Genomic DNA, 13445 nt, shown 5'->3' with positions numbered 1-13445 from the left:
GGGTCATGAATGAACGTGATCAGGTTTTGCAAGCGGCTGCCGAACTGGTGGCCGCCTTCGCCCGTAACGATCGCGAAGCTTACTTCGGCGCGTTCAGCGCCGATGCAAGTTTCGTCTTCTACACCCTCGAACAGCCGCTGCTGTCGCGCGATGCCTATCAGGCCTTGTGGGACAACTGGCGCGCCGAGGATGGCTTCGAGGTGCTCTCGTGCACCTCGAGCAACGCCTTCGTCAGCCTGCAGGGTGACGTGGCGATTTTCATCCATGACGTGGCCACCGAGCTGCGCATGCAAGGGGAGCAACACTTCAGCCAGGAGCGCGAGACGATTGTTTTCAGGAAACAAGCGTCGAGCCTAGAACAACAAGGCCATTGGCTGGCCTGCCACGAACATTTGTCCGCAATGCCGGAAGGGCTGCCATCCCCTTAGCCAAACAGGTGACGCCTCACGCACGATGAGGCGCGCCTTTATGATCGGAGCAGATCATGAATAACAACAACAACGACCAAAGCCTTACGCAGATTGAAACCCACGGGGTCGAACAGATCCCGGACCACGAACGCAGCGCAGGCCCGACGGACTTGTTCCGGATGATCTTCGGTGGTTCGAATACCTTTGCCACCGCCGTGCTCGGCAGTTTCCCGGTGCTGTTCGGTCTGTCTTTTCAGGCCGGCGTCTGGGCGATTGTGTCGGGCGTGCTGCTCGGCTCGCTGATCCTCGCACCGATGGGCCTGTTCGGCCCGCTCAACGGCACCAACAATGCCGTGTCGTCCGGTGCGCATTTCGGCGTGCACGGGCGGATCGTCGGTTCGTTCCTGTCGCTGTTGACCGCTATCGCGTTTTTCTCGCTCTCGGTGTGGAGTTCGGGGGATGCGCTGATCGGTGGTGCAAAACGCCTGATCGGTCTGCCGGAAACCGACCTGACCCTGGGTCTGGCTTACGGTCTGTTCGCGATTCTGGTGCTGACCGTGTGCATCTACGGCTTCCGCTTTCTGCTGTGGGTGAACAAGATCGCGGTGTGGAGCGCCAGCCTGTTATTCCTGCTGGGCATCTTCGCCTTCGCCGGTCCTTTCGACGTCAACTACGCCGGTACGGTGAGCCTCGGTCAGCCGGGCTTTTGGGCCGCGTTCATCGGCGCTGCGCTGGTGGCGATGAGCAACCCGATTTCCTTCGGCGCGTTCCTCGGTGACTGGTCGCGCTACATCCCGCGTGACACCTCCAAACAACGCATCATGGCGGCGGTTGTGCTGTCGCAGATCGCCACGTTCATCCCGTTCCTGTTCGGCCTGACCACCGCGACCATCGTCGCGATCAAGGCGCCGGACTACATCGCGGCGAACAACTATGTCGGCGGTTTGCTGGCAGTGTCGCCGAGCTGGTTCTTCCTGCCGGTGTGCCTGATTGCGGTGATCGGCGGCATGTCCACCGGCACCACCTCGCTTTATGGCACCGGGCTGGACATGTCCAGCGTGTTCCCGCGCGTGCTGTCACGAGTGAAAGCGACGCTGCTGATCGGCGTGCTGTCGATTGCCTTCATCTTCATCGGTCGCTTTGCCGCGAATCTGGTGCAGAGCGTGTCGACCTTCGCTGTGCTGATCATCACCTGCACCACGCCATGGATGGTGATCATGATCATCGGCCTGCTGGTACGTCGCGGCTTCTACTGCCCGGATGACCTGCAAGTGTTCACGCGCGGCGAACAGGGCGGACGCTACTGGTTCAGCCATGGCTGGAACTGGCGCGGTCTGGGTGCGTGGATTCCGAGCGCGGCCGTTGGCCTGTGCTTCGTCAATTTGCCAGGGCAGTTCGTTGGCCCACTGGGTGAAATGGCCGGCGGCATCGACATCAGTTTACCGGTGACCCTGGGCCTGGCCTCAGTGGTGTACCTGACGCTGCTGAGCCTGTTCCCGGAACCGCGCGAAGTGTTCGGCCCGACGGATGTCCGTAGCCAGGGGGCGAAGTCGCCGGTTAAAGCAGCAATGCGCCAAGCCGCCTGAGTAAACGCCTATCTGTGGGAGCGAGCTTGCTCGCGAAAGCGATCTATCAGTCACATCACTTTTGAATGTGCCGCCGCCTTCGCGAGCAAGCTCGCTCCAACAGTGAGATTCGAATTCAGCCTCAACATAAAAAAGACAATCGGAGACACGCCATCATGGCTTTGGATTTATTCGTCGTCCTCATCTACGCCGCCGGCATGCTCTTGCTCGGCTACTTCGGCATGCGCAAGGCCAAGACCAACGAGGACTTTCTCGTTGCCGGTCGCAACCTCGGCCCAAGCCTGTATATGGGCACCATGGCCGCGACCGTGCTCGGTGGTGCGTCTACCGTCGGCACCGTGCGTCTCGGTTACGTGCACGGCATCTCCGGTTTCTGGCTGTGTGCGGCACTCGGTTGCGGCATCGTTGCGCTGAACCTGTTCCTGGCCAAACCGCTGCTGAAACTGAAGATCTACACCGTGACCCAGGTCCTGGAAAAACGCTACAACCCGATGGCCCGCTCGGCCAGCGCAGCAATCATGCTGGCCTACGCACTGATGATCGGCGTGACCTCGATCCTCGCGATCGGCACCGTGCTGCAAGTGCTGTTCGGCCTGCCGTTCTGGATCTCGGTATTGCTCGGCGGTGGCGTGGTGGTGATCTACTCGGCGATTGGCGGCATGTGGTCGCTGACCCTGACCGACATCGTCCAGTTCATCATCAAGACCGTGGGCCTGATGTTCATCCTGTTGCCGATCTGCCTGTACCGCGTCGGCGGTTGGGACGAACTGGTGCTGAAACTGCCCGCGACTGCTTTCAGCTTCACCACCATCGGCTGGGACACGATCATCACCTATTTCATGATCTACTTCTTCGGCATCCTGATCGGTCAGGACATCTGGCAACGGGTGTTCACCGTCAAGACCGCCAAAGTCGCGCAATATGCCGGCAGCATCGCGGGCATCTACTGCATCGTCTACGGTCTGGCCTGCGCGCTGATCGGCATGGCTGCGCACGTGCTGATCCCGGATCTGGACAACGTCAACAACGCCTTCGCCGCCATCGTCAAACTGTCGCTGCCGGACGGTATCCGGGGTCTGGTGATCGCTGCGGCACTCGCTGCGATGATGTCCACTGCCAGCGCCGGCCTGCTCGCCGCCGCCACCACGTTGACTGAAGACCTGCTGCCGAAACTGCGTGGCGGCAAACCGTCGAGCCTGGGCATCAACCGTCTGTTCACCCTGCTGACCGGCATCGTTGTGCTGGGTATCGCGCTGGTGGTGAACGATGTGATCAGCGCCCTGACCCTCGCTTACAACCTGTTGGTGGGCGGCATGCTGATCCCGCTGATGGGTGCGATTTTCTGGAAACGCGCAACCACCGCCGGCGCAATCGCCAGCATGGGCCTGGGTTTCGCCACAGCGCTGCTGTTCATGTTCAAGGACGGTCTGGATGCGAACACGCCGATCTACTACAGCCTGGCTGTGGGTCTGGTGAGCTTTGTGGTGGTCAGCCTGGTCTCCCCTCGCCCGGCAACCGTGGCAAGGGCGATCTAAGCTCTGATGTAACGACTTGATGCTTTCTTCGACGGGTGTGGCGTCGGTTGCCACACCCGTTTTTTTACGTCTGAAGGAAAGTGCTGATGAAGATTGTTTCTCGTGAGCAATGGTTTGAAGTGCTATCGCTCAGTGACGGCATTCGGCTGATCCATGAGCCGTATATCCGCCCGTTCTACCGCTGCAACCTCTGGCACATTCAGGGCCGCGACAAAGACCTGTTGCTGGACAGCGGTTCAGGGCTGGTCAGCCTGCGCGAGCAGCTGCCATGGATCACCGAGCGACCGTTGGTGGCGGTGGCCAGTCATTGCCATTTCGATCACATCGCCGGGCATCACGAATTTGCCGAGCGTCTGGTGCATCCCGCCGAGGCCGACATCCTTGCGGCGCCGAATGGCGAGAATGATTTGAGCCGCGCCTTCGTCGGCGATGACATGTTCGAGGCGCACCCGGATTGCCCGTTGTGCTACGCCGAATATCGGGTCAAAGCCGCGCCGGCCACCGGGTTTGTCGAGGACGGTGATGTGCTCGATCTGGGCAATCGCACGCTGCAAGTGCTGCACACGCCGGGGCATTCGCCGGGCGGGATCAGCCTGTATGAGGCGGCGACGCAAATCCTGTTCAGCGGCGACATCATCTACGACGGGCCATTGATCGAAGACGCCTACCATTCGAATCTCGAGGACTACGCCGCCAGCCTGCGGCGTTTGCAGGCGTTGCCGATCCGCACGGTGCATGGCGGGCACTTCGGCAGTTTTTCCGGGGAGCATTTGCGCTCGATGATTGACGAGTGGTTGCGCGGCCACGCCTGAGGACTGCTTCACTCAAGCACAACAACAATCAGAAAGACCTGCCATGAGAAGAGCTGCCGTGCGTGCCGCCGTGCACCGATATATCCGCCGTCTGCTGGAGACCCGCGAGTTCACCGACAACACCAGTCTGGTGCAACTGGGTCTGGAGAAAGCCGATATAGAAGATCTGATCTTTCATCTGGAAGATGAATTCGGGCTGACGGCGTTCACCGCCGAGGAAGACCGCATGCTCAAGACCGCGAAGACGGCGAATGACTTGAGCCGTTTTTTACTGGAGATCGGCCGTCATTAAAAGCAAAAGATCGCAGCCTTCGGAAGCTCCTACATTTATCCGTGCAGGAGCTGCCGAAGGCTGCGATTTCTTGATCTGAATCCTTTGATCTCGGATCGGGGGCGTTACCGGCGCCGTTGTTGACGGCGGCGCTGCTCGTCATCGGTGCGGATCGGTACAGGTTGCAGAGGCGGTTCGATCAAACCGAGGGCAACACCCAAATCGTGCAGCCAGTTTTGAATTTTCTCTTTCATCGTCATGCCCCCTTCAGGGTGGTGCTGAGCGACCGGAATTCTGAGGCCGCTTCGCACTGATAATAGTCCGAAGTCCTACGCAATGCTCGGCCAAATCCGCAATGATCTGTTACTGAATTGAACAGAATTCGCCGAGATTGGTTCAGGCTGTTTCCCGGGTTTCGATCTGAGCCGCAGGATAGACAGCCTGCTGCACCTCAATCCAGGCATTGAGGTTGGCGCCGACCATGCCCTTGCGCCACATGAGCCATGTTGTCGCACCCGAAAATGATTCGGCCAAAGGGTGCACCGCGACGCTTTCACGCCCCGGCAGACTGGCCAGCATCGACTCCGACATCAACGCCACACCACTGCCGGCAATCACGCAGGCGAGCATGCCCTGATAGGATTCGATCTCCATCGCCCGGCCCATCGTCGCGTGATAGTGCGAAAACCACGCCTCCAGACGCATGCGATACGAACATCCGCGACGAAAGGTGAACACCGACCGCCCTTCAACGTCCCGGGCGCTATGCACTGGCGGATGATCAGGTTCGGTGATCAACACCAATCGCTCTTCGCACAACGGCACCCCGTCGAGCCCCGCCAGTTCCAGCGGGCCATCGACCAACGCGGCATCCAGGCGTCCGGTCAGCAACCCTTCCAGCAACTCCCCGCTCGGCGCCGACTGCACCTGCAGATTCACTGCCGGATACTGCTTGTGATACTGCGCCAGCAGCGCCGGCAAATGGATCGCTGCCGTGCTGTACATGGTGCCCAGAGCGAAGTCGCCGGCCGGTTTGCCGCCCATCACCGCGGCACTGGCCTGATCGCGAAGGGCGAACAGTTTGCCGGTGTAATCCAACAGGACTTTTCCCGCAGGCGACAGTTGCAAACGCTGACGCTCACGGACGAAAAGCTCGACACCCAGTTGCTCTTCGAGCTGTTTAAGCCGGGTCGACAGGTTCGATGGCACCCGGTGCAGGCGTTCGGCGGCGCGGGTGATCGACCCTTCTTCGGCCACGGCCTGAAAAATCCGCAGTTGGCTGAATTCCACGAGCTTTCTCCAGAACAGAACAAGTTACTCACTATTATTCAATTTTAAAGAAAGTCAATCAGTCCTAGCCTGACGGTCATTGATCCTTCAAAGGAATTCACGACCATGTCGCCGCTGATTCGCTTATCCGCTTGCTTCGTTGCCCTGATGATGGCCATGGGCATCGGGCGTTTCGCCCTCACGCCACAAATGCCGCACCTGCTCAGTGAAGGCCAGATCGACCTGACGGCCGCCGGTCTGATTGCGGCGGCCAACTACCTCGGCTACCTGCTCGGTGCGGTGGACGCGATGTTCGCGCATCGCCCGCAACAGGTGCAGCGGCGCCTGCACGGTGGCTTGTGGCTGTGTGTGCTGTTGACCCTGGCGTCATTTTGGGCGGATGGGTTCTGGTCGCACCTTGTGCTGCGCTTTGGCACCGGGGTGGCGAGTGCCTGGGTGCTGGTGATGATCACTTCGTTGAGTCAACCGTTGGCGGCGGCAGCAGGTCGTCCGAGATTGGGCGCACTGGTGTTTGCCGGACCGGGGTTGGGGATTTTTCTGACAGGGTTGTTGGCGCTGGTCTCACATCTGTTGCAGCAGACGTCCGCGACGTTGTGGCTGATTTATGCAGCGACTGCGTTGATGATGATGCTGGGTGTCTGGCGTCTGCTGCCAACGCCTGTCGCAACGGCGACGGTGATTGCAGCGCCGGTTAGTCCATCGAGTCGGGGCATTGGCCGGCTGGCGGGAATTTATGCGCTGTACGGCATCGGTTACATCATTCCGGCGACCTTCCTCTCGCAAATGGCCAATGCACAGTTTCACGGGCAATGGCAGGCGGATTTGTTCTGGCCTTGTTTTGGTCTGGCTGCGGCGCTTGGCGTGTTGCTGGTGAGCCTGCGTCGTCACGATCCCGCAACCACCCGTCACTGGTTGATGGCGACGCTGTGGCTGCAAGCGGCCGGCGTGTTTGCCTGTCTGCTCGGCAGCGGCAGCGGACTCGCGTTGGGGGTGCTCCTGTGTGGCACGCCGTTCCTCGCCTGCATGCAACTGGTGATGCAGCGCTCGCGGGAGCTGGCACCGCATGCCACCCAGCGCAATGCCGGCATGCTCACCGCCTGCTTTGCGGTCGGCCAACTCAGCGGCCCGTTGCTGGCAGCACTGAGCAGCCATTTCAGCGGCGGCCTGCATCCGGCGCTGGTAATTGCCGGCAGCGGCTTGCTGATCGCTGGCGGCCTGGCGATGCAGTCGACTAGCGCTGGCCCAGCGCTTTGCGCAAACGCCGACGCAGCCACTGTTCGGCGCTGACAAAGGTGATGCCGAGCAACACCAGCACGGCGCCGATGACGAAGTTCACACTCAGCTGTTCGCCCAGCAGGATCACACCGAAGGTCACGCCGAACAACGGCGTCATGAACGAAAAAACCGCAAGGTTCGCCGCCAGATAACGGCGCAGCAGCCAGAACCAGATCAGGTAACTGAAGAACGACACCACCAGCCCTTGGAACAGCACGCTGGCCACCGCCACGGGAGTCAGGCTGACATGAGTGATCTGGCCGCTGAACAGCGCGATCAGCAGCAGGCCGAGAAAACCGACGATCAACTGATAAAACAGGGTCAACGTCACCGGTGCTTCCGACAGACGCGATGCGCGGACCACCACGGTGGTCGCGCCCCAGCAGGCACCGGCCAGTACACCGAAGGCATCGCCCAACAACATACGGCGGTCGAGATTGTCCCATGACACGCCACCGGCGAAGGCAATCGCGATGCCAATGAACGCGAGCAGAATGCCCAGCCATTGCAGCGGTCGCAGCCGCTCACTGGCCAACAGAAAATGTACGCCCAGCGCAGTGAAAATCGGCGCTGTGTAAAGGAACACCGACATATGTGCGGCAGTGGTCAGTTGCAGGCCTTCGGCGATGAAAAAGAACTCAAGACCAAACAGCGCACCGGCCAACAAGCCCCCGCGCCAGGTAACGCCGACCTGATCCCAGCCACCCTTCCAGCAGATCAGCAAACCGACCAGCAGCGCGGAAATCCCCGAGCGCGCCGCCGCTTGCATGACTGGCGCAATGTCCGGCGCCGCCCATTTGATCATCACCTGCTGCACGCCCCAGATCAGGCACAGGCCGATCATCACTTGCAAGGCAAAACTATCGGCATTACGCCGCTCGACACTCACCGCGACACCTCGAACACGCACAACATGGCAGGCCATCCAATGGTCAAAAACAATGCTGGGGATTATCAATCAGTCGGGCGGAAAAAACCGTCTGGAAAAGACATTTAGTTCTTCAGTGGCGTCAGCGCTGAGTGGCTGTCGGCTTCGCCGCCATTCGCGAGCAGGCTCGCCCCCACTTTGGAATGCGTTCCCCTGTGGGAGTGAGCCTGCTCGCGAAGAGGCCGGCATTGCTTACCTGCATTTCGGATCAGACCTTGCCAAACCGCCTCGCCAATAAAAACCCGACGCTACAAGCCACCGCCGTGGCAAACGTTCCCCACGCCCAATCCAACAGCGTCACCTGCACCGACCACCCGCGCAACGTCGCCAAATTGGTCAGGTCATACGTGCCGTAAGCCACCAGGCCGAGCAGCGCGCCCATTTTCGCCGCACGCTGCCAGGTCGCTGCCGGCAGCACCACAAACACCACACAGCCAAAAACATACAGGCAATAAAAAACCGCTGCCGGAACCAGCAGCGGTTTTTCAAGCATCAGCGGACCGAGCAGTTCGCGATAGGTCGGCGCCATCAGCAGGCCGAGCCAGATGCCGTCGAGCAGCAGAAACGTCAGCAGCGTTGCAACATAGGCAATCAGCGTTTTTTTCATCGACCCGACCTCCTGTGTGCCCCATGCAAGATGGGCCACCCAAGGCTCAGGTTAGTTCAATGCGATCAGCATGAATAACGATCTTGCCTTCCTTGTACAGCGAGCCGATGGCCTTCTTGAAGTTGCCTTTGCTGACGCCAAACAGGCTGCTGATCAACGCCGGATCACTCTTGTCGCTGACCGGCAACGTGCCGCTGTTGTCGCGCAATTTGCTGAGGATCTTCGAGTTCAGGCTGCTTGCCGCTTCCTGGCCAACCGGTTGCAGGCTCAGGGCGATCTTGCCGTCGGCACGGACTTCCTTGATGTAGCCCTTCTCGATCATGCCGGCGCGCATGAACTTGAAGATTTCGTTCTTGTGGATCAAACCCCAGTGCTTGTTGTTGATGATCGCCTTGAAACCCATGTCGGTGGCTTCGGCAACCAGCAGATCAACTTCCTGGCCCGGGCTGTAGTTGGCCGGGGTCTTGTCGAGGTAGCGATCCAGACGCGCAGTGGCGGTGATGCGGCGGGTGTGCTTGTCGAGGTAGACATGCACCACGCAGTATTCGCCGGCGGTCATCTGCCGCTTTTCTTCGGAATACGGCAGCAACAGATCCTTCGGCAGCCCCCAATCGAGGAACACACCGATGCTGTTGACTTCAACGACTTTCAGACTGGCAAATTCGCCGACCTGAACTTTTGGTTTTTCCGTGGTAGCGAGAAGTTTGTCTTCGCTGTCCAGATAAACAAATACGTTGAGCCAATCTTCATCTTCGGTAGGAATATCTTTCGGGATATAACGGTTAGGCAAAAGAATCTCGCCGTCGGCGCCGCCATCCAGATATAAACCGAAGTTAGTGTGTTTAACCACTTGCAAACTGTTGTAACGCCCGACTAAAGCCATTTCCAGAACCCTCATTGCGTGGGCGGCATTCTACCCGTTTTTGTGCTGGCCGTCGGGCGGCAGATCCGCACGCGTCGGAAATCAGCGCAACGCCTTGATTTTCCATGTGTGCGGCTCGACTGAGGTGCCGCTCGTCTGGCAGGCATCACCGCTCGCGGTTGAGTATTTCAATGCCGTCCAGCCCAAATGTTCTTATTTAAAACAGCAGGTTAGCCGGATATATCGAATATTCAATCGAGAATAATGCAGCACTGCGCTGGGTTATTCCGGGGGATATTTACCAAGCAATTGTCAAGTTATTCCTGTACGATGCCTGGCCGAGTTACTTTTCTACAGGTTAATGGCCGCCATGCGTGTAAAAGCATCCACCAGCAAAGCAAAGCCAGCTCCAGCCGTTGAAACAAGCGAATCGATCAACGATCAGATCGCAGCGTTCCTCAAGTCTGGTGGCGAGATCCAGCAAATTGCCAAAGGCGTCAGTGGCCAGACATTCGGCCCGTCCAAGCAGATCAGCCTGGGCAAGAAGTAACACCCGGTTTTACACCCGTCCAGAGGCGCTTTGAGCTTCGAAGCGCCTGGACTGGCACCGCGCAACACCCCCTCCTTTTTAAACAAAACCCTGGTAAATCGACGAACGGCCATCAATGCCGAGCATTCGCCGGTATCCTTGCACGCGTCTAGATCAAGCGTTTCAGCAGGCCCGCCGCCCTGCCCTCGCTGTTCATGGAGTGACGCATGCGCAGAACACCCTGTTTATTACTCGTAGGCCTTTTGGCCAGTGCGACCGCGCACGCGCAGATTTTCCAGCGTGAACTGGGCGACTTCGACCTCAAACTTGGCACTACGCCGACGCGCAGCATGGCCCAGGGCCTGGTCAAACCGGCAGCCGTCGGATCGTTCCACGGCGGCCTTGACCTGAGCCACGACAGCGGCCTCTATCTCGGCCAATACGCACCGAGCATGGGCATCAGCCCTGGCAAGAACCTCGAGATCGATTCCTACGTCGGCTTTAAACAACCTTTCGATCAGACCCTCGGCTACGAAGTCGGCATGATCCACTACAGCTATCCCAAAGTGGATACCCTCGATAGCCAGGAGCTGTTCGGTGGCCTGACCTTGCTCGGCAGTCGTTTCGGCGTGGCCTTCAGCAACGACCCGGATAAACAGAACAACACCTTGTTTGCCGATCTTGGCGGCAACCAGCCATTCGGCATCGGCGTCAGCATGAAATACACCACCCACCAACTGAACACGCCCGTCGCCGTGGACGGTGGTTATGTCAGCAGTTTTACCGACTGGTCGGTGAAATTGTCCCGGCCGTTCATGGGTGTCGACCTCGACCTGATCTACAGCAACTCCAGCCTCAGCGGCAGCGATTGCTCAGCCTATTCCGGGCACAACAGCGAGTGCGACGGTCTCGTCACCCTCAAGGCTGAGCGCGCGTTCTATTGATCGGCTGAACTGCCGGGTTCATTCTGCGTTCACATAGGAATCAGTCCCTCGAAGCCAGGCTCACGCAAGGATTCGCCCATGTCTCGCTGGTTCACGCACATCGCCGCACTACTGATTTTCACCCTCGCCCTCGGCGCCTGTAGCCGTGTCGGTCTGGCCTATCGCAATCTCGACGTCATTATTCCGTGGACACTCGGCGATTACCTGGACATGAACGGCGAGCAGAAAGACTGGTTCAACGAACGCCTCAAAGACCACCTGAGCTGGCATTGCACCACGCAATTGCCGGGCTATCTGGACTGGCTTGATCGCCTGCAGACCATGATCGAAACCAATCAGGTCACCGATGCCGCGTTACAGGCGCGCACTACGGAAGCCAAGCAGGCCATCGCCGAAACCGCTCGAGAGATCACCCCGTCGGCGATCGAGTTGCTGCAAGGACTGGATGACAAACAGGTCGCCGAAATGAATGACGCGTTTGCCAAGGATTTGCGCAAGCGTCAGCAGGAATACCTGAAACCACCGCTTGATCAACAGATTGCCGAGCGTGGCGCGCGCATGGTTAAACGCTTGAATGACTGGCTCGGCCCCTTGAGCGCCACCCAGGAACAGCGGGTCATGGCGTGGTCGACCGCGCTTGGCGATCAGTACACGCAGTGGATTGGCAACCGAGCCCATTGGCAGAAACAGTTCAGTGCCGCCGTCGCACAACGCAAAAGCCCCGAATTCCCACAGAGAATCGAGACGCTTCTGGTCAATCGCGAGAGTCTATGGACAGCCGATTACCGCAAGGCCTTCGCCGATACTGAAGCGCAGGGACGCTCGCTGGCAGTGGACTTGATGGCCGAAAGTACGCCGCAACAGCGTCAGCGGTTGTTGAAGAAGATCGAAGGGGTGCGCAAAGACTTCAACGACCTCAAATGCCTCAAGGCCGCGCAAAAACCCTGAACAAAACGAAGATCAATGTGGGAGCGAGCCTGCTCGCGAAAGCGGTGCATCAGTGACTTCAAAAATGTCACTGACAGACCGTATTCGCGAGCAGGCTCGCTCCCACACGGAGGTATCTTTGAACTCATGCAATTTGCGCTTTTGAAGCCACTTCGTCGAACGTCGCCTCAGCCAGCGCATCCTCCTGCTCATCCAGCACTTGGCGCGGGTGATCATTGCCGGGAATGCTGCTGTCGATCAGGCTCAGCAGGCTGGAACCGCGTGGTGTCAGGACAAAGTTGTTTCCCGTGCTGCCCTCTTCATCCGGACGCGGTGCGATATAGCCGCGCAGGAGCAACAATCTTTCATAGTCGCAAGCCAGCGTTTTCAGATGATCAAGGTTCTCGATCGGCTCGCCCGCACTGGCTTTCTCCGCCGCATAGTCTTCGGCATAGGCCCGAGGAGCAAAACTGTGGCCGGCACTGTTCTGCACTTCGTGCAGCAAGCGTTCAATCAAATCCCAGTTATAAGTCGTCATCCTGATACAACCTCCGGTGCGCATGATTTATGGCGCGTTCATAGGTTGTGACCGGAGCCGTTCCCAGCCGTTCAGCCGCATTTGTCGAGGTGACCGACCGGCGGTCTGTCGATTTCCCACAGGGTTAAACGACTAGTCTGAAACAGACGGTTTCAACCCGCAGGAGAAATCATCATGAACGTTGAGAATCATCCGGTGGTATCGCGCGAAGAATGGCTCGCCGCCCGCAAGCAACACCTCGCCCACGAAAAAGCCTTCACCAAGGAACGCGACCGCCTCAGCGCTGAACGTCGTGCGTTGCCGTGGGTAAAGGTCGACAAGGACTACCACTTTCAGGGACCAAACGGCGAACTGAAACTCGCGTCTCTGTTCGGCCAACACAGCCAATTGGTGGTTTACCACTTCATGTTTGCCAAGGATTGGGAGGAAGGCTGTCAGGGTTGCTCGTTCCTCAGCGACCACATCGACGGTGCCAATCAGCATCTGGCCCATCACGACATTGCCGTGGTTGCGGTATCTCATGCGCCGTTCAACGAGTTTCAGGCATTTAAACAGCGGATGGGCTGGAAGTTTGACTGGGTTTCTTCAGAAGGCTGTGACTTCAACTACGACTTCGGAGTTTGCGCAAGGGCTGAAGATGTCGCGGCGGGAAAGGCTACGTACAACTACGAAAAGACTGACAGCGCCGAGGAAGAAATGCCCGGTCTGAGCGTATTTTATCGTGATGCAAAGGGCGACATTTTCCACACTTATTCAACCTATGCCCGCGGTCTGGACATGCTGGTCGGCGCCTACAACTACCTCGACCTCACACCCAAGGGCAGGAATGAGGACGAGATCATGGAGTGGGTGCGGCATCATGATCGGTATGACGGGGAAAAAGCGTCCAGTTGCTGCCACGAAAAATAAGGAGCGAGTAGATGGAAACAGT

16 protein-coding genes are annotated in these 13445 nt (G+C 58.7%); 10 read left to right on the top strand and 6 right to left on the bottom strand.

Features of this window, described 5'->3' with window-relative positions; translation table 11 throughout:
• The first annotated feature begins 5 nt into the window (after positions 1 to 5).
• The 5 genes from ACZ0A4_RS02465 to ACZ0A4_RS02445 all read left to right on the top strand — a co-directional run bounded on the left by ACZ0A4_RS02465 (position 6) and on the right by ACZ0A4_RS02445 (position 4635).
• Positions 6 to 428 carry a YybH family protein gene (locus ACZ0A4_RS02465; protein WP_463572934.1) on the top strand — a complete coding sequence of 141 codons (423 nt, stop codon included), beginning with the start codon at positions 6 to 8 and terminating at the stop codon, positions 426 to 428.
• A 56-nt stretch (positions 429 to 484) separates the two neighbouring features.
• Positions 485 to 1996 (top strand): purine-cytosine permease family protein, encoded by a 1512-nt coding sequence (locus tag ACZ0A4_RS02460; protein ID WP_463572933.1) that lies wholly within the window; start codon positions 485 to 487, stop codon positions 1994 to 1996.
• Positions 1997 to 2151: 155 nt separating this feature from the next.
• Entirely contained in the window at positions 2152 to 3531 is a 1380-nt protein-coding gene (locus ACZ0A4_RS02455) for a sodium:solute symporter family protein (protein WP_463572931.1), read from the top strand.
• A gap of 86 nt (positions 3532 to 3617) precedes the next feature.
• The gene (locus ACZ0A4_RS02450; RefSeq protein WP_463572930.1) at positions 3618 to 4343 is read left to right on the top strand and encodes an MBL fold metallo-hydrolase; all 726 of its coding nucleotides are present in this window, start codon (positions 3618 to 3620) and stop codon (positions 4341 to 4343) included.
• Positions 4344 to 4386: 43 nt separating this feature from the next.
• Positions 4387 to 4635: a phosphopantetheine-containing protein gene (locus ACZ0A4_RS02445; RefSeq protein WP_016985936.1), complete on the top strand. Its 249-nt coding sequence runs from the start codon at positions 4387 to 4389 to the stop codon at positions 4633 to 4635.
• Positions 4636 to 4739: 104 nt separating this feature from the next.
• On the opposite strand, the gene ACZ0A4_RS02440 is transcribed toward ACZ0A4_RS02445, so the two are convergent.
• Positions 4740 to 4868, bottom strand: a complete 129-nt coding sequence (locus ACZ0A4_RS02440; protein WP_007914492.1) for a PA1414 family protein — start codon at positions 4866 to 4868, stop codon at positions 4740 to 4742.
• Between the two features lie 142 nt (positions 4869 to 5010).
• Complete coding sequence (gene ptrR / locus ACZ0A4_RS02435; RefSeq protein ID WP_463572928.1) at positions 5011 to 5904, bottom strand: putrescine utilization regulator PtrR; 894 nt, start codon at positions 5902 to 5904, stop codon at positions 5011 to 5013.
• Positions 5905 to 6009: 105 nt separating this feature from the next.
• On the opposite strand from ptrR, the gene ACZ0A4_RS02430 reads away from it, so the two are divergent.
• Positions 6010 to 7191, top strand: coding sequence for an MFS transporter (locus ACZ0A4_RS02430; RefSeq protein ID WP_463572927.1), 1182 nt, complete (start codon positions 6010 to 6012; stop codon positions 7189 to 7191).
• Here ACZ0A4_RS02430 and ACZ0A4_RS02425 read toward each other — a convergent pair.
• From ACZ0A4_RS02425 to ACZ0A4_RS02415, 3 genes are all read right to left on the bottom strand, one after another.
• Positions 7136 to 8068, bottom strand: a complete 933-nt coding sequence (locus ACZ0A4_RS02425; RefSeq protein ID WP_463577475.1) for a DMT family transporter — start codon at positions 8066 to 8068, stop codon at positions 7136 to 7138. The two genes, ACZ0A4_RS02430 and ACZ0A4_RS02425, sit on opposite strands and share 56 nt — an antisense overlap.
• A gap of 247 nt (positions 8069 to 8315) precedes the next feature.
• Positions 8316 to 8714, bottom strand: coding sequence for a DUF2177 family protein (locus ACZ0A4_RS02420; RefSeq protein ID WP_463572926.1), 399 nt, complete (start codon positions 8712 to 8714; stop codon positions 8316 to 8318).
• 46 nt (positions 8715 to 8760) lie between these two features.
• On the bottom strand, positions 8761 to 9597 hold the full coding sequence (locus tag ACZ0A4_RS02415) for a CvfB family protein (RefSeq protein ID WP_463572925.1): 837 nt from the start codon (positions 9595 to 9597) through the stop codon (positions 8761 to 8763).
• Between the two features lie 340 nt (positions 9598 to 9937).
• Here ACZ0A4_RS02415 and ACZ0A4_RS02410 point away from each other — a divergent pair, with 340 nt between their 5' ends.
• The 3 genes from ACZ0A4_RS02410 to ACZ0A4_RS02400 all read left to right on the top strand — a co-directional run bounded on the left by ACZ0A4_RS02410 (position 9938) and on the right by ACZ0A4_RS02400 (position 11997).
• Positions 9938 to 10126, top strand: coding sequence for a hypothetical protein (locus ACZ0A4_RS02410; protein WP_016985943.1), 189 nt, complete (start codon positions 9938 to 9940; stop codon positions 10124 to 10126).
• A gap of 206 nt (positions 10127 to 10332) precedes the next feature.
• Positions 10333 to 11049: a TorF family putative porin gene (locus ACZ0A4_RS02405; RefSeq protein ID WP_463572924.1), complete on the top strand. Its 717-nt coding sequence runs from the start codon at positions 10333 to 10335 to the stop codon at positions 11047 to 11049.
• Between the two features lie 78 nt (positions 11050 to 11127).
• Complete coding sequence (locus ACZ0A4_RS02400; RefSeq protein WP_463572923.1) at positions 11128 to 11997, top strand: DUF6279 family lipoprotein; 870 nt, start codon at positions 11128 to 11130, stop codon at positions 11995 to 11997.
• Positions 11998 to 12121: 124 nt separating this feature from the next.
• On the opposite strand, the gene ACZ0A4_RS02395 is transcribed toward ACZ0A4_RS02400, so the two are convergent.
• Positions 12122 to 12514: a hypothetical protein gene (locus tag ACZ0A4_RS02395; protein ID WP_034153215.1), complete on the bottom strand. Its 393-nt coding sequence runs from the start codon at positions 12512 to 12514 to the stop codon at positions 12122 to 12124.
• A gap of 174 nt (positions 12515 to 12688) precedes the next feature.
• Between ACZ0A4_RS02395 and ACZ0A4_RS02390 the strand changes: the two genes are divergently transcribed.
• Entirely contained in the window at positions 12689 to 13423 is a 735-nt protein-coding gene (locus ACZ0A4_RS02390; RefSeq protein ID WP_463572922.1) for a DUF899 domain-containing protein, read from the top strand.
• Positions 13424 to 13445: the final 22 nt, after the last annotated feature.

It is taken from the genome of Pseudomonas sp. AC172, assembly GCF_979258595.1.
Note: the sequence above shows the minus strand (reverse complement) of the source record. Positions and strands in the feature narration are given on the sequence as shown.